This window comes from Streptomyces sp. NPDC037100, assembly GCF_055606225.1.
The window spans coordinates 996,407-1,017,821 of the sequence record NZ_JBVJSX010000002.1 but is presented as its reverse complement, the minus strand read 5'-3'; the positions used below and the strand labels follow the sequence as shown (position 1 = coordinate 1,017,821).

22 protein-coding genes and 1 pseudogene are annotated in these 21,415 nt (G+C 70.3%); 11 read left to right on the top strand and 12 right to left on the bottom strand.

What is annotated here, in order from left to right; genetic code table 11:
- Nucleotides 1-77: 77 nt before the first annotated feature.
- Complete coding sequence (locus ACZ7EG_RS09890) at nucleotides 78-977, bottom strand: DUF3558 family protein (RefSeq protein WP_471074733.1); 900 nt, start codon at nucleotides 975-977, stop codon at nucleotides 78-80.
- Between the two features lie 119 nt (nucleotides 978-1,096).
- Entirely contained in the window at nucleotides 1,097-1,915 is an 819-nt protein-coding gene (locus ACZ7EG_RS09885; protein ID WP_471074730.1) for a DUF3558 domain-containing protein, read from the bottom strand.
- A 171-nt stretch (nucleotides 1,916-2,086) separates the two neighbouring features.
- Between ACZ7EG_RS09885 and ACZ7EG_RS09880 the strand changes: the two genes are divergently transcribed.
- Entirely contained in the window at nucleotides 2,087-3,280 is a 1,194-nt protein-coding gene (locus ACZ7EG_RS09880) for an RtcB family protein (RefSeq protein ID WP_471074727.1), read from the top strand.
- An 11-nt stretch (nucleotides 3,281-3,291) separates the two neighbouring features.
- On the opposite strand, the gene ACZ7EG_RS09875 is transcribed toward ACZ7EG_RS09880, so the two are convergent.
- Nucleotides 3,292-4,068 (bottom strand): SDR family NAD(P)-dependent oxidoreductase, encoded by a 777-nt coding sequence (locus ACZ7EG_RS09875; RefSeq protein ID WP_471074724.1) that lies wholly within the window; start codon nucleotides 4,066-4,068, stop codon nucleotides 3,292-3,294.
- A gap of 119 nt (nucleotides 4,069-4,187) precedes the next feature.
- Between ACZ7EG_RS09875 and ACZ7EG_RS09870 the strand changes: the two genes are divergently transcribed.
- On the top strand, nucleotides 4,188-4,625 hold the full coding sequence (locus tag ACZ7EG_RS09870) for an ester cyclase (RefSeq protein WP_471074722.1): 438 nt from the start codon (nucleotides 4,188-4,190) through the stop codon (nucleotides 4,623-4,625).
- Between the two features lie 18 nt (nucleotides 4,626-4,643).
- Here ACZ7EG_RS09870 and ACZ7EG_RS09865 read toward each other — a convergent pair whose 3' ends face one another.
- Together ACZ7EG_RS09865 and ACZ7EG_RS09860 are read right to left on the bottom strand one after the other, a co-directional pair.
- The gene (locus ACZ7EG_RS09865) at nucleotides 4,644-4,979 is read right to left on the bottom strand and encodes a YnfA family protein (protein WP_351637858.1); all 336 of its coding nucleotides are present in this window, start codon (nucleotides 4,977-4,979) and stop codon (nucleotides 4,644-4,646) included.
- A gap of 48 nt (nucleotides 4,980-5,027) precedes the next feature.
- A complete protein-coding gene (locus ACZ7EG_RS09860) occupies nucleotides 5,028-5,435 on the bottom strand; it encodes a winged helix-turn-helix transcriptional regulator (protein WP_471074718.1) in 408 nt (135 codons plus the stop codon).
- A 121-nt stretch (nucleotides 5,436-5,556) separates the two neighbouring features.
- Between ACZ7EG_RS09860 and ACZ7EG_RS09855 the strand changes: the two genes are divergently transcribed.
- The 4 genes from ACZ7EG_RS09855 (at nucleotide 5,557) to ACZ7EG_RS09840 (ending at nucleotide 10,180) form a co-directional block, all read left to right on the top strand.
- Nucleotides 5,557-6,447 carry an NADP-dependent oxidoreductase gene (locus ACZ7EG_RS09855; protein ID WP_471074715.1) on the top strand — a complete coding sequence of 297 codons (891 nt, stop codon included), beginning with the start codon at nucleotides 5,557-5,559 and terminating at the stop codon, nucleotides 6,445-6,447.
- A gap of 400 nt (nucleotides 6,448-6,847) precedes the next feature.
- Nucleotides 6,848-7,924: an LLM class flavin-dependent oxidoreductase gene (locus tag ACZ7EG_RS09850; RefSeq protein WP_471074712.1), complete on the top strand. Its 1,077-nt coding sequence runs from the start codon at nucleotides 6,848-6,850 to the stop codon at nucleotides 7,922-7,924.
- A 117-nt stretch (nucleotides 7,925-8,041) separates the two neighbouring features.
- Nucleotides 8,042-8,761, top strand: a complete 720-nt coding sequence (locus ACZ7EG_RS09845) for a response regulator transcription factor (RefSeq protein ID WP_471074709.1) — start codon at nucleotides 8,042-8,044, stop codon at nucleotides 8,759-8,761.
- Nucleotides 8,762-10,180: a sensor histidine kinase gene (locus ACZ7EG_RS09840; protein WP_471074705.1), complete on the top strand. Its 1,419-nt coding sequence runs from the start codon at nucleotides 8,762-8,764 to the stop codon at nucleotides 10,178-10,180.
- A gap of 461 nt (nucleotides 10,181-10,641) precedes the next feature.
- On the opposite strand, the gene ACZ7EG_RS09835 is transcribed toward ACZ7EG_RS09840, so the two are convergent.
- Nucleotides 10,642-11,241 (bottom strand): dihydrofolate reductase family protein, encoded by a 600-nt coding sequence (locus tag ACZ7EG_RS09835; protein WP_471074702.1) that lies wholly within the window; start codon nucleotides 11,239-11,241, stop codon nucleotides 10,642-10,644.
- A 41-nt stretch (nucleotides 11,242-11,282) separates the two neighbouring features.
- Complete coding sequence (locus tag ACZ7EG_RS09830; RefSeq protein WP_471074699.1) at nucleotides 11,283-11,672, bottom strand: VOC family protein; 390 nt, start codon at nucleotides 11,670-11,672, stop codon at nucleotides 11,283-11,285.
- A gap of 127 nt (nucleotides 11,673-11,799) precedes the next feature.
- On the opposite strand from ACZ7EG_RS09830, the gene ACZ7EG_RS09825 reads away from it, so the two are divergent.
- Entirely contained in the window at nucleotides 11,800-12,477 is a 678-nt protein-coding gene (locus ACZ7EG_RS09825) for a TetR/AcrR family transcriptional regulator (RefSeq protein ID WP_471074696.1), read from the top strand.
- Nucleotides 12,478-12,573: 96 nt separating this feature from the next.
- Here the strand turns inward: ACZ7EG_RS09825 and ACZ7EG_RS09820 are convergent, their stop codons facing one another.
- From ACZ7EG_RS09820 to ACZ7EG_RS09805, 4 genes and pseudogenes are all read right to left on the bottom strand, one after another.
- Nucleotides 12,574-13,467 carry a phosphorothioated DNA-binding restriction endonuclease gene (locus tag ACZ7EG_RS09820; RefSeq protein ID WP_471074693.1) on the bottom strand — a complete coding sequence of 298 codons (894 nt, stop codon included), beginning with the start codon at nucleotides 13,465-13,467 and terminating at the stop codon, nucleotides 12,574-12,576.
- Between the two features lie 43 nt (nucleotides 13,468-13,510).
- Entirely contained in the window at nucleotides 13,511-14,179 is a 669-nt protein-coding gene (locus ACZ7EG_RS09815; protein ID WP_471074690.1) for a PaaI family thioesterase, read from the bottom strand.
- Between the two features lie 43 nt (nucleotides 14,180-14,222).
- Nucleotides 14,223-14,728, bottom strand: a pseudogene (locus ACZ7EG_RS09810) (zinc-binding dehydrogenase); the annotation flags it as partial.
- Nucleotides 14,729-15,155: 427 nt separating this feature from the next.
- Nucleotides 15,156-15,593: a hypothetical protein gene (locus tag ACZ7EG_RS09805; RefSeq protein ID WP_149512092.1), complete on the bottom strand. Its 438-nt coding sequence runs from the start codon at nucleotides 15,591-15,593 to the stop codon at nucleotides 15,156-15,158.
- A 507-nt stretch (nucleotides 15,594-16,100) separates the two neighbouring features.
- Between ACZ7EG_RS09805 and hemL the strand changes: the two genes are divergently transcribed.
- Together hemL and ACZ7EG_RS09795 are read left to right on the top strand one after the other, a co-directional pair.
- Complete coding sequence (gene hemL, locus ACZ7EG_RS09800) at nucleotides 16,101-17,417, top strand: glutamate-1-semialdehyde 2,1-aminomutase (RefSeq protein WP_471074686.1); 1,317 nt, start codon at nucleotides 16,101-16,103, stop codon at nucleotides 17,415-17,417.
- A complete protein-coding gene (locus ACZ7EG_RS09795) occupies nucleotides 17,414-18,112 on the top strand; it encodes a histidine phosphatase family protein (RefSeq protein WP_471074683.1) in 699 nt (232 codons plus the stop codon). Before hemL ends, ACZ7EG_RS09795 begins: the two co-directional genes overlap by 4 nt.
- Before the next feature lie 548 nt (nucleotides 18,113-18,660).
- Here ACZ7EG_RS09795 and ACZ7EG_RS09790 read toward each other — a convergent pair.
- On the bottom strand, nucleotides 18,661-19,236 hold the full coding sequence (locus tag ACZ7EG_RS09790; protein ID WP_471074680.1) for a CGNR zinc finger domain-containing protein: 576 nt from the start codon (nucleotides 19,234-19,236) through the stop codon (nucleotides 18,661-18,663).
- Between the two features lie 159 nt (nucleotides 19,237-19,395).
- Here ACZ7EG_RS09790 and ACZ7EG_RS09785 point away from each other — a divergent pair, with 159 nt between their 5' ends.
- Nucleotides 19,396-20,688: a polysaccharide deacetylase family protein gene (locus ACZ7EG_RS09785; RefSeq protein ID WP_471074677.1), complete on the top strand. Its 1,293-nt coding sequence runs from the start codon at nucleotides 19,396-19,398 to the stop codon at nucleotides 20,686-20,688.
- A gap of 67 nt (nucleotides 20,689-20,755) precedes the next feature.
- Nucleotides 20,756-21,403 (top strand): TlpA family protein disulfide reductase, encoded by a 648-nt coding sequence (locus ACZ7EG_RS09780; RefSeq protein ID WP_471074674.1) that lies wholly within the window; start codon nucleotides 20,756-20,758, stop codon nucleotides 21,401-21,403.
- The last annotated feature ends 12 nt before the right edge of the window (nucleotides 21,404-21,415 follow it).

Genomic DNA, 21,415 nt, shown 5'->3' with positions numbered 1-21,415 from the left:
TCCCCTTGCGTGTTGTTGCGCGCAACAGGGTGGCACATGTGTGCGGGGAACGGGTGGCCGGTTCCTGTCGGACCTGCTCAGCTCTTCGACGCGGGCTTCTTCGACGGCGAGGCCGAGGCGTCCTTCGAGGGCTCGTCCGAGGCCTCCTCGGACGCCGACTTCGAGGGCGACTTCGACGGCTTCGACGACGCGGACGGGGCGCTGTCCGCCGTGCCACCGCCCTCGCCGTTCGCGGTCGACACCGCGTCCACGGCCTCCTTGACGGCCTTCTTCGCGTCCTTCAGCAGGTCGCCGCCGCTCGGCGTCTTGTCGCCGGCCAGACCGGCGCCGTTGTAGTCGAGCGTGACCACGACGTTCTCGACGCGCGCCACGATCGTCTGCTGCTTGAAGGTGCCTTCCTTCTTCTTCAGGTCGTAGTGCACGGCCGTCGCCTGGTCGCCCGTACCGGCCACCGGCTCCGTCTTGACGCTCTTCGCGCCCTCGGCGGCCTGCGCCTCCTGGACCTGCTTCTCGAAGTACTCCTGGGCCAGCTTGTCGGCCGGGCCGCGGGCGACGTCCGACTCGAAACGCAGCATCGACACGTTCAGCCAGCGGAACTGCGAGCCCTTCACACCGTTGTTGTCGAGGCTGTTCCAGGAGCAGCTGGCGCGCGTCGAGATGTCGTCCGACTTGCCCTCCTTGCCGGACTTGCTCTTCGGCGCGAGGGTCTTCAGCGTCTTCTTCGAGAGCGCCTTGCACGGCTCCGGAAGCTTGTCGTACGCCGCCGCCTGCACGGTCGGTGACGGGCTCGAGGACGCCGACGCCGCCGCCTTGGCGGCCTTGTCCGTGCTGTCGCCGGAGCCGGAGTCCGAGGAGCAGCCGGCGGCGACCAGCATCACGGGGACGGCGGCCGCGCAGACAAGGGCGCGGCCGAGGCGCTTCGCTCGCTGGTCTCGCTCTACTCGCTGTGCTCGTCGCTGCATGGTTCCTTCACTCATGACGCTCGTGGTTCCCTGCGGTCGGAACGGGTCCGAGTGGTCACGGTACGCGGTGAGGCAGCGGTGTGTTCTTCCTTCGCGCGCTTTGCGGGTGGGGGTGAAGGGGCCGTGAAGGGGCCTCAGTCGCCCAGCGAATCCGCCAGCTGCGAGGCCAGTTTCTGCGCCCTGTCCTGCATTTCCTTGCTGTCCGGGACCACACCGACGGTCGCCGGCTGCTCCGCGTACTCGATGGTCACGATGACGTTGGACGTGCGGAACGCCACAGTCACGGTCCGCTGCTTGGCCGTCGAACCGGAACTGTTCAGCCCGTCGTCGAGGAAGGCCTCGTCGCCGAGGTCCTCCAACACCCGGGGCTGCAGATCGGTCGGGGCCGCGGAGGGCGGAGCCGAGGGCGAGGAGGAGCCGGAAGGGGCCGGGGAGCCGCTCGCCGGTGCCGCCGCACCGCCCGCCGGGGTGCTGCCGGAGGCCGCCGTCTGAGTGGCGGTCGGCTCGGGGAGATGGGCCGAGGCCTCCCGCTCCGCGAAGAGCTGCTCGGCCTGGCTGTCGTCGCTGACGGCGTTGTCGTAGGAGACGACCCGCTCGAAGTCGATCAGCAGATGGTCGGTGGCCGTCGGGGAGTCCACCTTCCAGCGGCAGCCGACCTTGCGGTCGGTGTCGAACGTGCTCGTCGGCTCACCCTCGTAGGCCTTGTCGCGCTGCTCCTCGTCGCTGATCTGCCGGATACCGGGCAGGAGTTCGTCGAGCATGCTCTCGCCGACCGCGGCGCAGGGCTCGGGCAGGGTGCGGTAGCGGCCGGGCTCGGCGGCGGGAGATGCCGTGCCGGTGTCACCGGGGTTGGAGTCGTCCGTCGGGCCGCCGTCGGCCGAGCCGCCGGTGCAGCCGGCCAGTGCCGCCGCGAGGAGCGCGGCGATCCCGGGTACCCACGCCTTCCGTTGCACGTGGTGGCTCCTCTCGACACGGATATTGGCTTGCCGCCGTACAGCGGGCGATGGACACAATGTGTATCGCACGCACTGCCGTGGATGCCGGTCCGATTTCCTTTTCGTCGACCTTGGCTCCGGTATTTGCTGTTGAAGACTTCTGTTCGTTTACGGGGGATTGAGGGTGTTATGTCGTACGTAGAGATACCGGGTGCGAAGGTACCGATCCGGATGTGGACCGACCCGGCCTCGGTCGAGGACTCGGCACTCCAGCAGCTCCGGAACGTCGCCACCCTGCCGTGGATCAAGGGCCTGGCCGTCATGCCCGACGTGCACTACGGCAAGGGCGCGACGGTCGGCTCGGTCATCGCCATGCAGGGTGCGGTGTGCCCGGCGGCGGTGGGCGTGGACATCGGCTGCGGAATGTCGGCGGTGAAGACGTCCCTGACGGCGAACGACCTGCCCGGCGATCTGTCCCGGCTGCGGTCGAGGATCGAGCAGGCGATTCCGGTGGGGCGGGGGATGCATGACGACCCGGTGGATCCGGGACGCTTCCACGGACTGGCCACCGCGGGGTGGGACGGGTTCTGGGGGCGGTTCGACGGGGTGGCGGAAGCGGTCAAGTTCCGTCAGGAGCGCGCCACGAAGCAGATGGGAACACTCGGCGGAGGCAATCATTTTGTCGAAGTGTGCACGGATACGACTGATTCTGTCTGGCTGATGCTGCACTCCGGTTCTCGGAACATCGGCAAGGAACTGGCCGAGCACCACATCGGTGTGGCCCAGAAGCTCCCGCACAACCAGGGGCTGGTCGACCGGGACCTCGCCGTCTTCGTCGCGGACACCCCGCAGATGGCGGCGTACCGCAACGACCTGTTCTGGGCGCAGGAGTACGCCAAGCACAACCGCTCGATCATGATGGCGCTCCTGAAGGACGTGATCCGCAAGGAGTTCAAGAAGGCCAAGCCCACCTTCGAGCCGGAGATCAGCGCGCACCACAACTACGTGGCCGAGGAGCGCTACGACGGGATGGACCTGCTCGTGACCCGCAAGGGCGCGATCAGGGCCGGCTCAGGCGAGTACGGGATCATCCCGGGTTCCATGGGCACGGGTTCGTACATCGTGAAGGGCCTCGGCAACGCCAAGTCCTTCAACTCGGCCTCGCACGGCGCGGGCCGGCGCATGAGCCGCAACGCGGCCAAGCGCCGGTTCTCCACGAAGGACCTGGAGCAGCAGACCCAGGGTGTGGAGTGCCGCAAGGACTCCGGTGTCGTCGACGAGATCCCCGGCGCCTACAAGCCGATCGAGCAGGTCATCGACCAGCAGCGGGACCTGGTGGAGGTCGTGGCGCGGATCAAGCAGGTCGTCTGCGTGAAGGGCTGACCGGGCCGGCTCTACAGCTCCCGGTGCACCTTCGTGTTCGACGCCTGGGCGCGGGGGCGCAGGACCAGGAGGTCGACGTTGACGTGGGCGGGGCGGGTGACCGCCCACGTGATCGTGTCGGCCACGTCGTCGGCCGTGAGGGGTTCGGCGACGCCCTGGTAGACCTTGGCCGCCTTCTCCTCGTCGCCGCCGAAGCGGGTCAGGGCGAACTCGTCCGTCTTGACCATGCCGGGGGCGATCTCGATGACGCGGACCGGCTGTCCGACGATCTCCAGGCGCAGGGTCTCGGCGAGGACGTGGGCGCCGTGCTTGGCGGCGACGTAGCCTCCGCCGCCCTCGTAGGTGCCGTGGCCGGCGGTGGAGGAGACGACCACGACCGTGCCGTCGCCGCTCGCGATCAGCTTCGGCAGCAGGGCCTGGGTGAGGTTGAGGGTGCCGAGGACGTTCGTCTCGTACATCCGGCGCCAGTCGTCCGGGTCGCCGGTGGCGACCGGGTCGGCGCCGAGCGCGCCGCCCGCGTTGTTGACCAGCACGCCGATCGTCTTGAACGCCGTGGCGAACTCGTCGACCGCCGCCCGGTCCGTGACGTCGAGGGCGTACGCCGTGGCCTGGTGGCCCGCCGTGTTGATCTCCTCGGCCAGGGCCTCGATGCGGTCCTTGCGGCGGGCGGTGAGGACGACGCGGTAGCCCGCCGCGGCGAGTTGCCGGGCCGTGGCGGCGCCGATCCCGCTGCTCGCACCCGTGACGACGGCGATGCGGGAGGCTGCGGACGGGGCGGCGGTGGCCATGGGAGCTCCTCGGGTGCGTGGGCTGGTCGGCGTCTGTGCCGGGACCTGCGGCCAGGATAGAAGGGGCTCGCAGTGGGAGAATGAGGCTGGGTGATCCCCCGTTCTCCTGGAGGTGGATCATGGGTGAGGCACGTGAGGTCATGGACCGGCTCACCGACGCGGTCACCGGACACGCCGATCTGAAGGTCATCGCCGATCTGTACGCCGAGGACGCGGTCGCCTTCACCCCCGACGAGGGCGAGCTGCGCGGCCGCGACGCCATCGTCGAGTACTGGCGGACCATGACGGAGGCGGTTCCCGAGGCGACGTTCCGGACGCTGCACTCCTACGAGGCCGGTGACACGGCGATCGACGAGGGCATCTACCGCGGGCGGAACACCGGGCCGCTGGAGCTGCCCAACGGGGAGACGCTGCCGCCGACGCAGAAGGAGGTCCGGATCCGCGGGGTGGACATCGCCACCGTGAAGGACGGGCGGATCGTCGACTACCGGCTGTACTTCGACGAGATGGACTTCCTGGGGCAGTTGGGGCTGCTCCCGCCCGACGAGCCGTTCTGAGCCGCCCGAGGGGTCGGATCAGTTTCCTCGCGGGGCGTACATGATGACGGCCATGCCCGCGAGGCAGACCAGCGCGCCCGTGATGTCCCAGCGGTCCGGGCGGTAGCCGTCGGCGACCACGCCCCACAGGATCGAACCGGCGACGAAGATCCCGCCGTACGCGGCGAGGACGCGGCCGAAGTGGGCGTCGGGCTGGAACGTCGCGACGAAGCCGTAGGCGCCGAGGGCGAGGACGCCGCCGGCCGCCCAGAGCCAGCCCTTGTGTTCGCGTACGCCCTGCCAGACCAGCCACGCGCCGCCGATCTCCAGCAGGGCGGCGAGGACGAAGAGGGCGGCGGAGCGGAGTACGAACATGGCGGTCAGCCTCGCACGCCCGCACGTCCCTCCCGGTGCCGCCGCCGGTCAGTCGCCGGACCTGTCGGCGTCGTAGCGCTCGCGGGCGTCCCTGACCTCGTCGAAGTGGTTCTCCGCCCAGTCCTTCACGGCGGTCAGGAGCAGGGCCAGGTTGTGGCCCAGGGGAGTGAGCTCGTAGTCGACGCGGACCGGGACGGACGGGGTGACGGTGCGGGTGAGGAGGCCGTCGCGTTCCAGGGAGCGCAGGGTCTGGGTGAGCATCTTCGGGCTGACGCCGGCGATCTTGCGGCCGAGGTCGCTGTAGCGCAGGGGGCCCGGGGCGAGGGCCGACACGACGAGACTGACCCACTTGTCGCTGATGCGGTCCAGGAGCTGGTTGGTGGGGCAGCTCCTGAGGAAGGCGTCGTACTCGATGCGGGCCCGCTCGCGCCGCTGGGCCGCCGTCATGGTGGTCATGGCTCACCTCCGGGGTACGTACGCACTCGTAGGTAACTACTTACTGATGGATAGTAGCTCTTCCTAGGGTTGTGCGGGCCGGGAGGACGTCCCGGATACCGACAATCCAAGGAGCGTCGCTGTGCGTGCTGTTGTGGTGAACTCGTTCGGTGGGCCGGAGGTCGTGGAGGTCGTGGAGGCCGGGGTGCCGGAGCCGGGTGCGCGTCAGGTGCGGATCAAGGTCGCGGCGGCCTCGCTGAATCCCGTGGACGCGGGCGTGCGGGCCGGTGTCTTCGGGGGTGCGGGCAAGCGGATCGGGCTCGGCTGGGACGTCGCCGGGACGGTGGACGCGGTGGGTGTGGCCAGTGCGTGGAGCGTCGGGGACGAGGTGGTGGCGCTCGACTACGGCATGGTCAAGCCGCTGGGCACCCACGCCGAGTACGCCGTCGTGGACACCGACGCGGTGGCCCTGGCGCCCGTCACGGTGGACGCCGTCCGGGCGGCGACCCTGCCGCTGAACGCGCTGACCGCCCTGCAGGCCCTGGATCTGCTGGAGTTGACGCCGGATCGGTCTCTGCTGGTGACGGGTGCGGCGGGGGCTGTCGGGGGGTACGCGGTCCAGCTGGCCGCGCACCGGGGGATACCGGTGGCCGGGCTGGCCCGGGAAGGGGACGAGGCGTTCGTACGGTCCCTGGGTGCCGGGCGTTTCGTCAGCGGCGCGGTCGCTGACCGGGACTTCGACGCGGTGCTGGACGCCGCCGTTCTCGGTGAGCCGGCCCTGGCCGCGGTGCGCGACGGGGGCCGGTACGTCGGGGTCATTCCGCAGGCGGAGCCGGCCTCCGTCCGGGGGGTGCGGACGAGCGCGGTCGAGGTGAGTGCGGACGGGGCGCAGCTGTCGGAGCTGGTGCGGCTGGTGGACGAGGGGGTGCTGACGACGCGGGTGGCCGAGACGTTCGCGCTGGAGGATGCCGCCAAGGCGCATGCCCGGCTCGACGAGGGCGGTGTGCGGGGGCGGCTGGTGCTCGTGCCCTGACGGCCGGGCCGGGCCCCGGTGTCCGGCCCGGGTCCTCGCCGCCGGTGCCGGACCTCCCCGGGGGGTACACGGTGGGGTGCTGGATGGCGGTGCCGGAGCCCGCGGTGGACGTGCGGGTCCCGGCGCGGGCGTCGGGCCGGCATGCCCCTCCTGGGAGTAGCCCCACTTGGGCCGCCGTTCTCGCGGCCCGCGGTGGACGTGCGGGTCCCGGCGCGGGCGTCGGGCCGGCATGCCCCTCCTGGGAGTAGCCCCACGCGGGTCGCCGTTCTCGCGGCCCGCGGTGGACGTGCGGGTCCCGGCGCGGGCGTCGGGCCGGCATGCCCCTCCTGGGAATAGCCCCACGCGGGTCGCCGTTCTCGCGATATCGTTGAACGGTAAACAACATGGAGGGTGAGCGAGCATGCAGTTCGGGATCTTCAGCGTCGGCGACGTCACGCCCGACCCCACCACCGGCCGGACGCCCACGGAGCGCGAGCGGATCAAGGCCATGGTGGCCATCGCGCTGAAGGCCGAGGAAGTGGGCCTCGACGTCTTCGCCACCGGTGAGCACCACAACCCGCCCTTCGTGCCCTCGTCCCCCACGACGATGCTCGGCTACGTCGCGGCCCGCACCGAGCGGCTGATCCTCTCCACGGCCACGACCCTGATCACCACCAACGACCCGGTGAAGATCGCCGAGGACTTCGCGATGCTCCAGCACCTGGCCGACGGCCGGGTGGACCTGATGCTGGGGCGCGGTAACACCGGCCCGGTCTATCCCTGGTTCGGGCAGGACATCCGGCAGGGCATCAACCTCGCCGTCGAGAACTACGCCCTGCTCCACCGCCTGTGGCGCGAGGACGTCGTCGACTGGGAGGGGAAGTTCCGCACGCCCCTGCAGGGCTTCACGGCCACGCCCCGCCCGCTGGACGGCGTACCGCCGTTCGTCTGGCACGGTTCGATCCGCTCCCCGGAGATCGCCGAGCAGGCTGCGTACTACGGCGACGGTTTCTTCCACAACAACATCTTCTGGCCGGCCGACCACACCAAGCGCATGGTCGAGCTGTACCGCGAGCGGTACGCCCACTACGGGCACGGCACTCCCGAGCAGGCGATCGTCGGCCTCGGCGGGCACGTGTTCATGCGGAAGAACGCGCAGGACGCGGTACGTGAGTTCCGCCCCTACTTCGACGTCGCCCCGGTGTACGGGCACGGGCCGTCGCTGGAGGACTTCACGGAACAGACGCCGCTGACCGTGGGCTCTCCCCAGCAGGTCATCGAGAAGACGCTGGCCTTCCGCGAGTACGCCGGCGACTACCAGCGCCAGCTGTTCCTGATCGACCACGCCGGGCTGCCGCTGAAGACGGTGCTGGAGCAGATCGACCTGCTCGGCGAGGAGGTCGTGCCGGTGCTGCGCAAGGAGTTCGCCGTGGACCGACCGGCGGACGTCCCGGACGCCCCGACGCATGCGGCCCGGCTCGCCCGGCACCGAGGGTGAGGGGACGGTAGGGCCCGGCTCCCAGGTTGCCCGGCCGCTGGTGAGAGGGGAGTAAGAAGGACGCTACGGCGCAGCGCATACGGCCTGGGCGGCCGGGCGGCTTGGCACACTGGACGCGTGCCCCACACCCTGCTGCTCGCCGAAGACGACCGCGCCATCCGCAACGCCCTGGAGCGTGCCCTGACCCTGGAGGGCTACCAGGTCATGGCGGTCGCCGACGGTGTCGAGGCGCTGGCGCAGGCCCACCGCAACCGTCCGGACGTGCTCGTCCTGGACGTGATGATGCCCGGCATCGACGGGCTCCAGGTGTGCCGGGTGCTGCGCGCCGAGGGCGACCGCACGCCGGTGCTGATGCTGACGGCCCTCGTCGAGACGGCCGACCGGATCGCCGGCCTGGACGCGGGCGCCGACGACTACGTGGTCAAGCCCTTCGACGTGGAGGAGGTCTTCGCCCGGCTGCGCGCCCTGCTGCGCCGCACCAGCCCGGTCGACGCCGGCAGCGCACCGGCGGCCGAGGCGCCCAGGCCGCTCCCGGAGCGGTTCCTCGAGGCGGCCGGGATCCGTATGGACCCCCAGGCCCGCCGGGCCTGGCGGGGCGCGCGCGAGCTGGAGCTGACCCGCACCGAGTTCGAGCTGCTGGAGCTGCTGGTGCGCAACGCGGGCATCGTCCTCGACCACTCCACGATCTACGACCGCATCTGGGGCTACGACTTCGGGCCCGGCTCGAAGAACCTCGCCGTCTACGTCGGCTATCTGCGCCGCAAGCTCGACGAGCCGGACGCACCGCAGCTGATCCACACGGTGCGCGGCGTGGGTTACGTGCTGCGGGAGGACTGAGTGGGCCGCCTCCGTCGCCTGCCGGCCGGGCGGCGGCCGAAGCTGGTCTCGCTGCGCACCACGTTCGCCGTGTCGTTCGCGGCGGTGACGGCGGCCGTGACGATCCTGGTCGGCATCCTGTCCTACAGCGCCGCCGCCCGGCTGGTGCGAGTGGACCAGCAGACGGTGTTCGACGAGGTCGTGCAGGACCTGCGCGACGAGGTGCGGCAGAACCACATGACGCCCGGCGACTTCTCGTCCGCCGCGCCGGGACACGACCTCGTACGGCCCGCCCGCACGGACGTGCAGGTCCTCGGCCCGGACGGGCACGTCGTCGACGCGGGCAATCCGGGACTGCCGGTCACCGGCATCGACGCGCGGATCGCCGCCGAGGCGCTGTCCGGGCAGGTGGCCGAGCACAAGGACGTCGACGTGGGCAACGACGTCTACCGCGTCGCCACCGTCTCCCTCGGTGGCGGCCGGGGCGCGGTGCAGGTCGCGCAGGAGTTCAGCGATGTCGAGGACCTGCTGCGGGCGCTCCAGCAGCGGACCCTGCTGCTGATGGCCGCCGTGGTGATCGGCGCCGGGCTGTTCGGCTGGTGGCTGGCCCGGCGGATCACGCGCCGCCTGGTCGTGCTGACCGACGCCGCCGAGGACGTCGCCCGCACCCGCCGGCTGGGCATCCAGGTGCCCGTGGCCGGCCATGACGAGGTGGGCCGCCTCGGCCGGGCCTTCGACCGCATGCTGGGCCGGCTCGCGCAGTCCGAGGAGGACCAGCGCCGCCTGGTCCAGGACGCGGGCCACGAGCTGCGCACACCGCTGACCTCGCTGCGTACCAACATCTCCCTGCTGCGCCGGATCGACGAGCTCCCGCCGAAGGCCCGCGAGGAGCTGGTCGCCGACCTGGGGCAGGAGGCCCGGGAGCTGACCGACCTGGTCAACGAGCTGGTCGATCTTGCTGCCGGGCAGTCCGACACCGAGCCGCCGCGGCGGGTGGACGTCGCCGACATCGCCGAGGAGGTCGCGGGGGCGGCCCGGCGCCGCAGCGGCCGGGAGATCCTGCTGCGCACGAGCGGCGACACCACGACCGACGGGCGGCACGGGATGCTGACCCGGGCGCTGTCCAACCTCGTCGAGAACGCGATCAAGTTCGACCAGGGCGGCCGGGCCCCCATCGAGATCGTCGTCTCGGGACCCGCCCGGCCCGGCCGCATCCGGGTCGAGGTCCTCGACCGGGGCCCGGGCATCGCCGACGGCGACCTCACCCGGGTCTTCGACCGCTTCTACCGCGCCGCCGACGCCCGCTCCCTTCCGGGCTCCGGCCTGGGCCTGTCCATCGTCCGCGAGGTCGCCCTCGCCCACGGCGGAGCGCCGTTCGCGTTCCGGCGGGACGGCGGCGGCACGGTGACCGGGTTCACGGTGGGCGGGGGGATCGACTGACGCCACGGGCCTGCGGTGAGGTGCCGCCGGCCCGCGACCCCGGCGTCACGCGACGTACGTCCGGCGGCTGCGCTGCGGCGCGACTCGGGCGGGCGCCGGCCTGCGACCCGACTGCCACCGCACCGGTCCTGCCCGTCAGCGGCCCGGCTCATCCCCCCCGTCCGGCCCGGGAGTCGGTCGTGGCCGGTAAGTGGCCGAAGTCCTGGCCCGCGGGCGGCGGTCCGGCGCAGAGCATGCGCCGGAGCCCGGCATGAAAGACCACCCTGCTCCTCCCGCATGCTCCGCGTGCCGTCGACGGCTTCCTGACGGACACCGGCATGCAGACCCTGATGAACTCTGCCGGGAACCGGCAAGGCCGATCCCGCTCCGGCCTTGCAGCATGGGCCGTGGGGAGCGGCACGGACGGTGTCGGTGCCGGGGCCCCGGAAGGCGCCGGCACCGGAACCGCGGTTCGCCCGGCTTCAGTTCCCGGTGGCGCGCGTGTAGGTGACGACGGCCGCGCCGCTGTCGAGCACGGTGTGGCCGGTGAGTTCCCAGCCGCGCGGGTCGAAGGCGGCCTTGTGGGAGAAGACCGGGATCCCGGCGCCGATGGTCAACGGTGCCATCTTGAGGATGAGCTGGTCGATCTCGCTGTACAGGGCTCCGGCCAGCTCCCCGCCGCCCAGCAGCCAGATGTCCTTGCCGTCCTCCTGCTTCAACTGCCGGACCTTCTCCACGGCGTCCCCGGCGACCAGTTCGACGGCCGGGTCCGGGGCCTCGGTGAGGGTCCGGGAGAAGACCAGGTGACGTAGGTGGGGGTAGGCATCGGTGATGCCGGCCTTGAGGCCGATCTCGTAGCTGCGCCGTCCTTCCAGGACGGTGTCGAAGTGCGTGCCTTGCGCGGTGACGGACAAAGCCGCCCGGGCCTGGGCGGGCAAGGTCTCCGGGTACTCCGTCACGAGGTGCTGGATGTAGTCGCCGGGGATCGGCCAGAAGCCGTCCGGACCCGTGGGGTCGGCCCCGTCCGGGCCCGCGATGAAACCGTCCAGCGTGGTGGCGATGTAGTACACGAGCTTTCGCATGCGGTGCTCTCTCTTCCGGGTCTGCTGGATGGGCGAGGGGATCAGGAGGAGGCCGGCGTGGCCCATTCGACGAGCTGGACGACGACCCCGTTGGGGTCGGTGACCTGGAACAGGCGTTCCCCCCACGGCTCTTCGCGCAGGGGCATCGTGATGTCGACGCCTTCGGAACGCAGTCGTCTCTCCTCGGCTTCGAGGCCGGTGACGGTGAAGGCGAGGATCAGACCGCCGGCGTGCCGGTCGCGCTGGTCGGGCGGCAGGACATCGGTGCCCCTGCGGAGCAGGACGATGTCGACGGCGGCATCGTCACGGGCGAGGGAGGCGAATCCTTCGGCCGCGGCCTGCTCCCGGTAGCCGAGGTGCTCGGTGAAGAAGCTGCGGGAGGCCGCGAGGTCCTCGACGGTGAGGGAGACGGTGGAGGCGGTGATCCTCAAATGGGTTCCTTGTCCGGGCTGCGGGGTCGGGGCGATGTTCCTTCAGTGATCTTACGTCGATAGTAAGATTAACTCCATACCCCCAGTGCCGTAAACGTAATTTTGCCACGGGAGTAAGATTCTGCTCATGGAAACCGAGATGAGCGCCCCAGCGAGTGCCGCGACAGCCGGCGTCACCGCCCCGCTGGGCCTGCGGGAGGCGAAGAAGCAGGAGACGCGACAGCTGATCTCCGACCATGCGACACGGCTCTTCCTCGAGCAGGGCTTCGAGAACACCACCATCGCCGAGATCGCAGCGGCTTCCCGCGTCGCGAAGAAGACGGTGACCAACTACTTCGCGCGCAAAGAGGACTTGGCTCTCGACCACCAGGACGAGTTCGCAGCCTCGCTGGCGCGGGTCGTGACGTCACGCCGCCCCGGGGAGTCCGCCCTCGCTGCGCTTCGCCGTGCCTTCGAGGCCGCCGTCGCGGCGCAGGACCCGGTCGCCGGATTCGCGGGCCCGGACTTCTCCCGCATGATCACCGACAGCCCCACCCTGTCGGCGTGCCTGCGCACCCTGCACGACCGGCGTGAGCAGGCGCTGGCCGAGGCCATCGCCGAGGCCGTCGGCGCGCGGCCGGACGACATCACCGTCCGCACGGTCGCGGGGCTGCTCGGCGCGGTGCACCGCGTCCTGTTCCAACGCATCCAGGACCTGACCCTGGCCGGGCACACCAACGACGAGATCGCCAAGACGCTCGCGAAGGAAGCGGCACACGCCTTCGACCTCCTCGAACCGGCCATCGGTGACTGTGCGATCGCCTGAGGGTTCTTACTGCCCGGGCCATCAGCCTTGCGTGCCCCTCTTTCAGGCCGGACGCACGTTTCCGTGAAGAGGGTGTCTCGTGGACGGTTGCCGGGGTCAGGCAACCGTGGCAGGGCGCGGTTCGCCGTGGAAGACCTGTCGGGCGTGCCAGTCGCGGTGAACTGCGGCAGGAGGGCGCGCGCCGGGCTGGGGGCCGATGAGCGGGCGGCCCGCGAGGGCTGTGACGTGTTCGCGGGCGGCGGGGCTGTGGCCGACGAAGCGTTGTGAGACCAGGATGCGCTGGTCGTCTCCCACTCCCAGGACGCCCTTGTCGAAGAGCTTGTGGTGCAGCGAGCACAGGCAGAGCCCGTTCTCGATGTCGTCGGGGCCGCCGAACGCCCACCAGCGCACGTGGGCGGCCTCCAGCCCGACCGGTACCGCGCCGATCCTGCCGTCGTATCCGCAGAAGGCGCACCGGTACTCGTAGGCGGTCAGCACCAGCTCCCGCATCCTGCGGTCCCGCTGCCTGCGTACGGCCGAGAGCTGCTCGGCCTCCGCCGGCTCCGGTTCCAGGCCGACGGCTTCGCACAGGTCTTGGTGCAGGGAGGGCGGGAAGTGCAGATCGAGCAGTAATCGCGCCATTCTGCCGAGCAGGTCCGGTTCGCGTCGCAGCGCCGCCCGCAAGTCCGGCGCCAGCCGCCCGGTGGCGCCCGTCTCGCGGAGGTCCCGCACCCCGCTGCCAGGGCTGCCGGGCCCGCGATCGGTGCGGACTTCCCATACGCCGTCGCTGACCAGGTGGTGGAAGGGGTAGGCGGGTGTCGTCCTGTTCGGTGGACCGTACTCGGTCAGCAGGCGCTTCAGGTCGTGCTCCACGTCGGTGTACCGCAAACCGTCGTCGGCGTCCTGCTGGAACCGGCCGAGGGCGTACAGGAGCAGCAGCGGCTTGTGCGGAGCGCGCGTTCCACCCTTGGTCCACTGCCTCAGCTCGGCGATCCGCTCCAGCCAGTCCATGGCGGCTGATCATAGGCTGGCCGGCCCGGCCACGTGGTACTGCTCAGGACGGCCGCATGCCGGGGAACAGGGCGCGGGCGCGGTGCGGGTCGGGGGCGACGAAGGTTCCGTCAGCCGTGACGAGTTCCGTGCCGGGATCCGCCCGGCCGGTGATCGAACCCCTCACGAAGATCTTGCGGTCGTCTGTGCCGGTGACGCGCGCGAGGATGCGCAGGGGTGCTTCCAGCGGGACCGGGCGGTGATAGCGCAGCTGGAGGGAGACGGTCGGGCCGGGCATATCGGCTGCCGCGCAGGCGCGGCCCACGAGTTCGTCCAGAAGCATCGCACTCACGCCGCCGTGGCCGCAGCCGGGCGGTCCTTCGTGAGCGATGCCGAGGGTGCACTCGCCGATCAGGCCGTCGTCGGCGGGCTCGACCTGCATCGGTGGGGCGAGCGGGCTGCCGGCTCCGGTGACCGGGCTGTAGATCCGCGTGCCGCTGGGGAATTCGTCGACTTCGGGGATCTCACCCCTCGCGCGTCGGCGCCCCGTGAGCTGTCCGGTGAGGGCGCGCACGCCGTCCGCCATACGGTGGAGGGCCGCGGGGGAGGCGGCGGTGCGGACGGTGGCTTCCACCAAGGCACGCAGTTCGTCGCCGAGGCGGGTGATGGCCGCCTTCTGGTCTTCCGGCTCCGCGGTGCCGGTGGCCGGCGGGCTGGTGAGGGAGGTGCGCATCGGGTTTCTCGGTGTGCTGGGCTGGGGTGGCATCCGGGAGTGGTCAGCCGTCTGCTCGGACGAAGACCGGTTTCAGATGCTTTTCCGGGAGGGCGTTCGGCAGGCCGTCCCAGTCGATGACGTGCGAGACCACCTTTCCGGGGGCGACCTTGCCGGAGGCGGCGAGTTCGAGGGCGTCGGGAATGTGGTCCGTACGTTGTCGCGGGCGATGCGCAGGGTGACGCCGGTGAGGTACATGTCGAGCAGGGGCAGTTCGCCGGGGCGGAAGTGGTTGCCCGCCGATTCGCAGATCCCTTCAGGGGTGAGGCACTTGAGGGCCAGGGCGAGCTGGTCGACCCGTCCGGTGGCCTCCACGGCGATGTCGTAGCTCTGCGGGACGGAGTCCAGCGTTTCGGTGGTGGCGGCCCCGAAACCGCGGGCCAGTTCCCGGTGTTGGGAATCGGGGTCGACGTAGAGCACGTCGGAGGCGCCGAGCGCGCGGGCGATGTCGCAGACGTAGAGGCCGATGCCGCCGCGGGCGACGACCAGAACCCTGGCTCCGGGGCGGGCCTCTCAAGCGCTGACGCCCGCCGAGGAGAGAGCGCGGCGGGTCGCTCAGGCCCGGGTCATGCACGTCGGGAAGGTTTCCGTGCTGGAAGTGACGCAGGTCGGTCACGCTCGGCTCCATTCGGTTCGCATGCGGTCTGCCCAGTCTCGTGCGTAGGACGCGGAGGGGGCCATGACGAACAGGCCCCGGTGGAAATCGCCCATGAGGGTGCGCATACGGCCGGGCAGTGGGGCGCCATCCATGATCGTGAAGACGTCGGTGGCTGAGGCCGTGGCCTGTTCGGCTTCCCGGCAGAAGAAGCTCAGGGCACATCAGTGCCCCCAGAGAAACGCGTGTGCCCTCAATGTGCCCTGGCCGCCTGACGGCCCCTCCCCGCACATGAAGAAGGCGGGGTCCGAAAACCCCGCCCGAAACCAGTGAAACCCAAGCTCAGGGCCACACCAGGCAATAAGGCTGATGCCCCGCCTCATGCAACCGATGCGAGAAGTCCTGCCACTCGTGCAGCAGCTGGTAGACGTTGAACGCGTCCCGGGGGCCGCCCCGGTCCGGGACCGTCGACCAGATGAAGGCCGCCGCGCCCACCGCCTCCTCGCCGATGCCACGCAGGGGGTCGACGACCGTCATGGGGAGCTTGACCACGGCGTAGTCGGGGTGCAGGACGACGAGCTCCAGGGGCGGGACCTTGTGCAGGGGAATGCCCTCGATGCCCGTGAGGACCATCGCCGCCATGGTCTCCGGCTTGATCTTCGTGAACATGCCGTTCATGCCGAGCTCGTCGCCGCCGAGCTCCTCGGGGCGCATCGAGATCGGGACGCGGGCCGCAGTCGCACCGTCGGGCGCGCCGAAGTACTTGTACGTCACCCCCACCCGACCACCATTCCCGCTGCTCCCGGCCCGAAGATCGTCCACCTGACGTTCAGTACGTCCGGCGGCCCGCTCCGGTTCACTCGGTGAACTCTGTGTCCGACGCGGCTCCTGAGCGTCCTCCGCCTCGCGCCGGTGTCGTCCCCGCCGGGCACGCCGAGGACCCAGGTCATCGGTCCCCTCGCCCAGTCCGCCACCGCGATGCATATCTCCACCCGACTGCTTTTCCAGAACGCGTCGCCCCCGCCGCGCAACCCGATCATCGTGTCAGTGACCTCCCCCACGGCCGCCCGCCGAAACGTGCGCCGAAACAACTACCGCGGGATGTCCGCAGCCTCCGGCCACCCGGGCCGTGCGAGCTGTGTGTATCAGGGTCCAGTCTCGCAGACGACGGGGACCACGGGGCCGGTTGTCCCGCGCCCCGCCCGCGCGCGCCCCTGGCCTACCCTGAACAGGTCACTGGCACCCGGAGCCCGACAGCGTCGGAGAAGGTCGGAGAAGTCGCAGGTCATGAGTGAACTGGCATATCCGTATGAAGCACCGGCCTCGCAGGCTCTGTTCGACCGTGCGGCGGCCGTCACGCCCGGCGGCGTGAACTCACCGGTGCGGGCCTTCCGAGCCGTCGGCGGCACGCCGCGGTTCATGGTGTCCGGCACCGGCCCCTATCTGACCGACGCCGACGGCAGGGAGTACGTCGACCTCGTGTGCTCCTGGGGGCCCATGATCCTCGGACACTCCCACCCCGAGGTCATCGCCGCCGTGCAGGACGCCGTCTCCCGCGGCACGTCCTTCGGCACGCCCGGTGAGGGCGAGGTCGCGCTCGCCGAGGAGATGGTCGCCCGCGTCGCGCCGCTGGAGCAGGTGCGGCTCGTCTCCAGCGGGACCGAGGCGACCATGTCCGCCATCCGGCTCGCGCGGGGATTCACCCGGCGCACCAAGGTGATCAAGTTCGCCGGGTGCTACCACGGGCACGTCGACTCGCTGCTCGCCGCGGCCGGCAGCGGTGTGGCCACCTTCGCGCTGCCCGACACCCCGGGCGTCACCGGCGCCCAGGCCGGCGACACCATCGTCCTGCCCTACAACGACCTCGACGCCGTACGCGAGGCCTTCCTGGCCCACCCCGGCGAGATCGCCTGTGTGATCACCGAGGCCTCCCCGGGCAACATGGGCGTCGTACCGCCCGCCGACGGGTTCAACCAGGGCCTGAAGGACCTCTGCGCCGAGAACGGGGCGCTCTACATCTCCGACGAGGTCATGACCGGCTTCCGGACCAGCCGCGCCGGGTGGTTCGGGGTCGACGGCGTCGTCCCGGACCTGATGACCTTCGGCAAGGTCATGGGCGGCGGCTTCCCCGCGGCGGCCTTCGGCGGTCGCGCGGACGTCATGGCCCACCTCGCCCCGGCCGGGCCCGTCTACCAGGCCGGCACCCTCTCCGGTAACCCCGTCGCCACCGCGGCCGGGCTCGCCCAGCTGCGGCTCCTCGACGACGCGGCCTACGCCAAGGTCGACGCGGTGTCGCGGCAGATCCAGGGCCTGGTCACCGACGCTCTGACCAAGGAGGGCGTCGCACACCGGCTGCAGAACGCCTCCAACATGTTCTCCGTGTTCTTCACGGACCGGCCCGTGCGCAACTACGAAGACGCCAAGACCCAGGAGTCCTTCCGCTTCACCGCGTTCTTCCACTCGCTGCTCGCCGACGGCGTCTACCTGCCGCCGTCCTCCTTCGAGTCCTGGTTCGTCTCCACCGCGCACGACGAGCGGGCCGTGCAGCGGATCGCCGACGCCCTTCCGGCGGCGGCCCGGGCGGCTGCGGAGGCCACGGCATGAGCGACCAGCAGAACAGCGGCGCCGAGGACATCACCGTCGTCCACGTCATGCGGCACGGCGAGGTCGCCAACCCGGACGGCATCCTCTACGGCCGCCTCCCCGGTTACCACCTCTCCGACCTGGGGCGCCGCATGGCCGACCGGGTCGCCGAGCACCTGTCCGGCCGCGATGTGACGCATGTCGTCGCCTCGCCGCTGGAGAGGGCCCAGGAGACGGCCGAGCCGATCGCCAAGGCGCACGGGCTGGACCTGGCGACCGACGAGCGGCTGATCGAGGCCGACAACATCTTCCAGGGCAAGACCTTCGGTGTCGGGGACGGGGCGCTGCGCAACCCCGGCAACTGGAAGCACCTGGTCAACCCGTTCCGGCCGTCCTGGGGCGAGCCGTACGTCGACCAGGTCGTCCGCATGATGAGCGCGCTGAGCGCGGCGAAGGACAAGGCCCGCGGGCACGAGGCGGTCGTGGTCAGCCACCAGCTGCCCATCTGGATCGTCCGGTCGTACGTCGAGCGCCGCCGCCTCTGGCACGACCCGCGCAAGCGTCAGTGCACGCTCGCCTCGCTGACGACCTTCACGTACCAGGGCGACCGGATCGTCTCCGTCGGCTACACCGAACCGGCCCGCGATCTCGTCCCGGCCCATCTCCTCGCCGGTGCCAAGCCGGTGAAGGGGCAGGCCAAGGCTTTCGGCGCGTAGCGCGTGGCCCGTGGGTCGGCTGCCGGAGCGACCGACCCACGGGCAAGCCACGGCCGACGGCCGACGCTCATCGCTGCGCGGTCGGATCGTGCCTCGGATGCGGACCGCGGCCAGGGTGCTGTCCTCGCCACGGCGACGAGGGCAAAGGGGGCCGTAGCTCAGGACACGATCCGCTGCTGTGTTGTAACGATCAAGACAGCAGAATGGGTGATCTTGCCTGTGGACCCATCCACCAGGAGCTTCGTCGTTCGCAGAAATCGGGAACGCGGGGTGAATGTGATCGGCAGTTTCCTCGCGCCGGTGTTTCCGGAGTCAGGAAACCACTCAGCGCCTTCCCCTACACGCAGATCAGTCATCCGCGTAGCCATCGCCGAGAGGGCCACATTCATGTCCGCCCGTGCGACGAAGTGCCCCAGGCAATGATGTAGGCCGCCACCGAGCGCGAAATGAGGCGAGCGGTCGGCGTCGAGGTCGATACGGTCCGGGACCACGGAGCACGGAAGTTTCGCTGCTACGAAATCACGATGACCGGCGATCGGACGGCACGGTCAGTCGACAAGGCTCGACTTCGTGCGCTTGTTGGCGAGGAAGCGTGCCTTTTTCTCACGATTCCCACACGTGTTCATGTCGCACCATTTGCGGGTGGAGCCGCGGCTGGTGTCGAAGAACGCGGCTCGGCACGTCGGCGATGCACACAACGAGATCTTTCCTTCTCGTTCTCCCGCGAGGATGCTGATCGCATCGGCGGCGATCACGCTGAACGCGTCTTCCGCGGAAGCAGAACCCAGCCGCCACTCCCGGCTGCCCTGGGGCGTCAAGATCGCCGAGGCCAGACCGTGAGTACTGCAGTCATTGATGACTTGGACAGCTGAAGGGGGCAGCGGGTCCTGGTTCGCGACCGCGGTGGCGGCTGCGTGAATCGATTCCCGTAGCTCCCGGGCGTGGTCGAGCTGGGATTGGCTGCAGGAGTCGACGGCGAGTCCGTGGACTGCCAGCCAGTCCGCGAGCCGGGATGGCACAGGAATACGCTCCAGCGCCTCGCCGTAACGCTCCGACAGGGTCCCCGTGAAGCTGGTCGCGAGCACCTTGCCCAGACGGAACTCAGGGAAATGAACCACCGCCATGGAACCACCTTAGCCGGTTGACTCCTGCAGCGCGAGCATACGCGAACTTCTGATCGCTTACGACTACTTCGTTACGGAATCTGCGTATTTCAGCGGAACCTCTTCGTTCGTCACGTCCTCTCACGGGGTGACCAGCACGACGTACGAATCGGGGATGCCATGCGCGCTCTCTCCCGCAGGGGAATGCTCGGACTCGGCGCGGGAGCCGCCGCCGCCGTCTCACTCGCCGGATGCGGCGGTCTCACGGGCTCGGACGGTTCCGGCCACGCCGACGGTTCCGGCGGCGACTCCGCTCAGGGCGGATCGAAGCCCAAGCCCGCCGCCCGCCCCATCGGCGACGGATCCACCGCCCACACCGGCAAGCAGCCCCACCAGCCCGCGAAGCCGGAGCCGCTGGAGCCGGGTCAGACCCCGCCGCAGTTCGTGGTGTTCTCCTGGGACGGCGCCGGCGAGGTCGGCAACGGCCTCTTCCCGCGCTTCCTGGACCTCGCCAAGGAGCACGGCGCGAGCATGACCTTCTTCCTGTCCGGGCTGTACCTGCTGCCCGAGTCGAAGAAGCGCCTGTACAACCCGCCGAACAACCCGCGCGGCGCCTCCGACATCGGCTACCTCACCGACGACCACGTCAAGGCGACCCTGAAGAACGTCCGCCGGGCCTGGCTGGAGGGCCACGAGATCGGCACCCACTTCAACGGGCACTTCTGCGGCGAGTCCCACGGCTCGGTCAAGAACTGGACGCCCCGCCAGTGGCGCAGCGAGATCGACCAGGCGAAGTCCTTCGTGAAGGAGTGGCGCACCAACACCGGCTGGACCGACCTGCCGTCGCTGCCGTTCGACTACGACAAGGAGCTCGTCGGCGGTCGTACGCCCTGTCTGCTCGGCCAGGACAACCTGCTGCCCACCGCCCGCGAGCTCGGCTGGCGCTACGACGCCTCCTCGCCGGGCGGCCTCCAGGTCTGGCCCCGCAAGCGCCAGGGCATATGGGACCTGCCCCTGCAGCAGATACCTTTCCCCGGCCGCGGCTTCGAGGTCCTGTCGATGGACTACAACATGCTGGCCAACCAGTCCCTCGCGACCACGAAGGCACCCGCCCACAACTACCCGGGCTGGCGAAAGCAGTCGGCGCAGGCGTACATCCAGGGATTCAAGCGAGCATACGAGACAAACCGGGCGCCTTTCTTCATCGGCAACCACTTCGAGCAGTGGAACGGCGGCATCTACATGGACGCCGTCGAGGAGGCCTTCCGGTACATCGCGCGCGAGAAGGAGAAGGGCGCGGATGTGCGCCTCGTCTCCTTCCGGCAGTTCGCCGACTGGCTGGACGTGCAGAAGCCCGAGGTGCTCGACAAGCTCCGTACGCTCGGGGTCGGGCAGCAGCCGGCCGGTGGCTGGCGGGAGTTCACCGGCCGGGCTGCCACCTCCGGCGGAGAGGCCTCGCGGAACGCTGCCTGAAATGCGGTTTTTCCGCCCGCAAGGGGGGTGGGCGAGACCCCCAGAACGGGCATGCGAAACTTTTCACATGAGTGCCGACAGCGCCCCCCAGCGTTCGAACCGCACGACCCGTGCCGCCGAGCGCACCCGACGTGTCCGCCGTAGTGCCGCCCTGACCGCGGGTCTCGCCGCGACCGCGCTGCTCGTCTCCGCGTGCGGCTCCGGCGGCACCTCCGGCGGGGGCGGCAACACCAACTTCGTCACCGGCACCGACGGCGTCGCCACGGTCGCCGAGGGCAAGCGCACCCCGGCACCCGACCTGTCCGGCAAGACCATCGCCGGCAAGACCCTCGACGTCGCCGACTACAAGGGCAAGGTCGTCGTCCTCAACGTGTGGGGTTCCTGGTGCAACCCCTGCCGCGCCGAGGCCAAGTACTTCGCGAAGGTCTCCAAGGACTACGCCGGCAAGGGCGTGCAGTTCGTCGGCATCAACACCCGGGACACCTCCACCGGCGCCGCCCTCGCCTTCGAGAAGGACTGGGGCATCACCTACCCCAGCCTCTACGACCCCACCGGCAAGCTGCTGCTGCGCTTCAAGAAGGGCACGCTCAACCCGCAGGCGATCCCCTCCACGCTCATCCTCGACCGGGACGGCAAGATCGCGGCCCGCTCCCTGTCCGCGCTCAGCGAGGAACGGCTGCTGAAGATGCTCAAGCCGGTCGTCGCCGAGAAGTGAGCGGAGTAGCGA

Bases quoted from the DNA above. Each gene is read 5' to 3' on its own strand.
- ACZ7EG_RS09890 (WP_471074733.1), bottom strand. From the start codon at position 977: ATGAGTGAAGGAACCATGCAGCGACGAGCACAGCGAGTAGAGCGAGAC.
- ACZ7EG_RS09880 (WP_471074727.1), top strand. From the start codon at position 2,087: ATGTCGTACGTAGAGATACCGGGTGCGAAGGTACCGATCCGGATGTGG.
- ACZ7EG_RS09875 (WP_471074724.1), bottom strand. From the start codon at position 4,068: ATGGCCACCGCCGCCCCGTCCGCAGCCTCCCGCATCGCCGTCGTCACG.
- ACZ7EG_RS09870 (WP_471074722.1), top strand. From the start codon at position 4,188: ATGGGTGAGGCACGTGAGGTCATGGACCGGCTCACCGACGCGGTCACC.
- ACZ7EG_RS09865 (WP_351637858.1), bottom strand. From the start codon at position 4,979: ATGTTCGTACTCCGCTCCGCCGCCCTCTTCGTCCTCGCCGCCCTGCTG.
- ACZ7EG_RS09860 (WP_471074718.1), bottom strand. From the start codon at position 5,435: ATGACCACCATGACGGCGGCCCAGCGGCGCGAGCGGGCCCGCATCGAG.
- ACZ7EG_RS09850 (WP_471074712.1), top strand. From the start codon at position 6,848: ATGCAGTTCGGGATCTTCAGCGTCGGCGACGTCACGCCCGACCCCACC.
- ACZ7EG_RS09835 (WP_471074702.1), bottom strand. From the start codon at position 11,241: ATGCGAAAGCTCGTGTACTACATCGCCACCACGCTGGACGGTTTCATC.
- ACZ7EG_RS09825 (WP_471074696.1), top strand. From the start codon at position 11,800: ATGGAAACCGAGATGAGCGCCCCAGCGAGTGCCGCGACAGCCGGCGTC.
- ACZ7EG_RS09820 (WP_471074693.1), bottom strand. From the start codon at position 13,467: ATGGACTGGCTGGAGCGGATCGCCGAGCTGAGGCAGTGGACCAAGGGT.
- ACZ7EG_RS09815 (WP_471074690.1), bottom strand. From the start codon at position 14,179: ATGCGCACCTCCCTCACCAGCCCGCCGGCCACCGGCACCGCGGAGCCG.
- hemL (WP_471074686.1), top strand. From the start codon at position 16,101: ATGAGTGAACTGGCATATCCGTATGAAGCACCGGCCTCGCAGGCTCTG.
- ACZ7EG_RS09795 (WP_471074683.1), top strand. From the start codon at position 17,414: ATGAGCGACCAGCAGAACAGCGGCGCCGAGGACATCACCGTCGTCCAC.
- ACZ7EG_RS09790 (WP_471074680.1), bottom strand. From the start codon at position 19,236: ATGGCGGTGGTTCATTTCCCTGAGTTCCGTCTGGGCAAGGTGCTCGCG.
- ACZ7EG_RS09785 (WP_471074677.1), top strand. From the start codon at position 19,396: ATGCGCGCTCTCTCCCGCAGGGGAATGCTCGGACTCGGCGCGGGAGCC.
- ACZ7EG_RS09780 (WP_471074674.1), top strand. From the start codon at position 20,756: ATGAGTGCCGACAGCGCCCCCCAGCGTTCGAACCGCACGACCCGTGCC.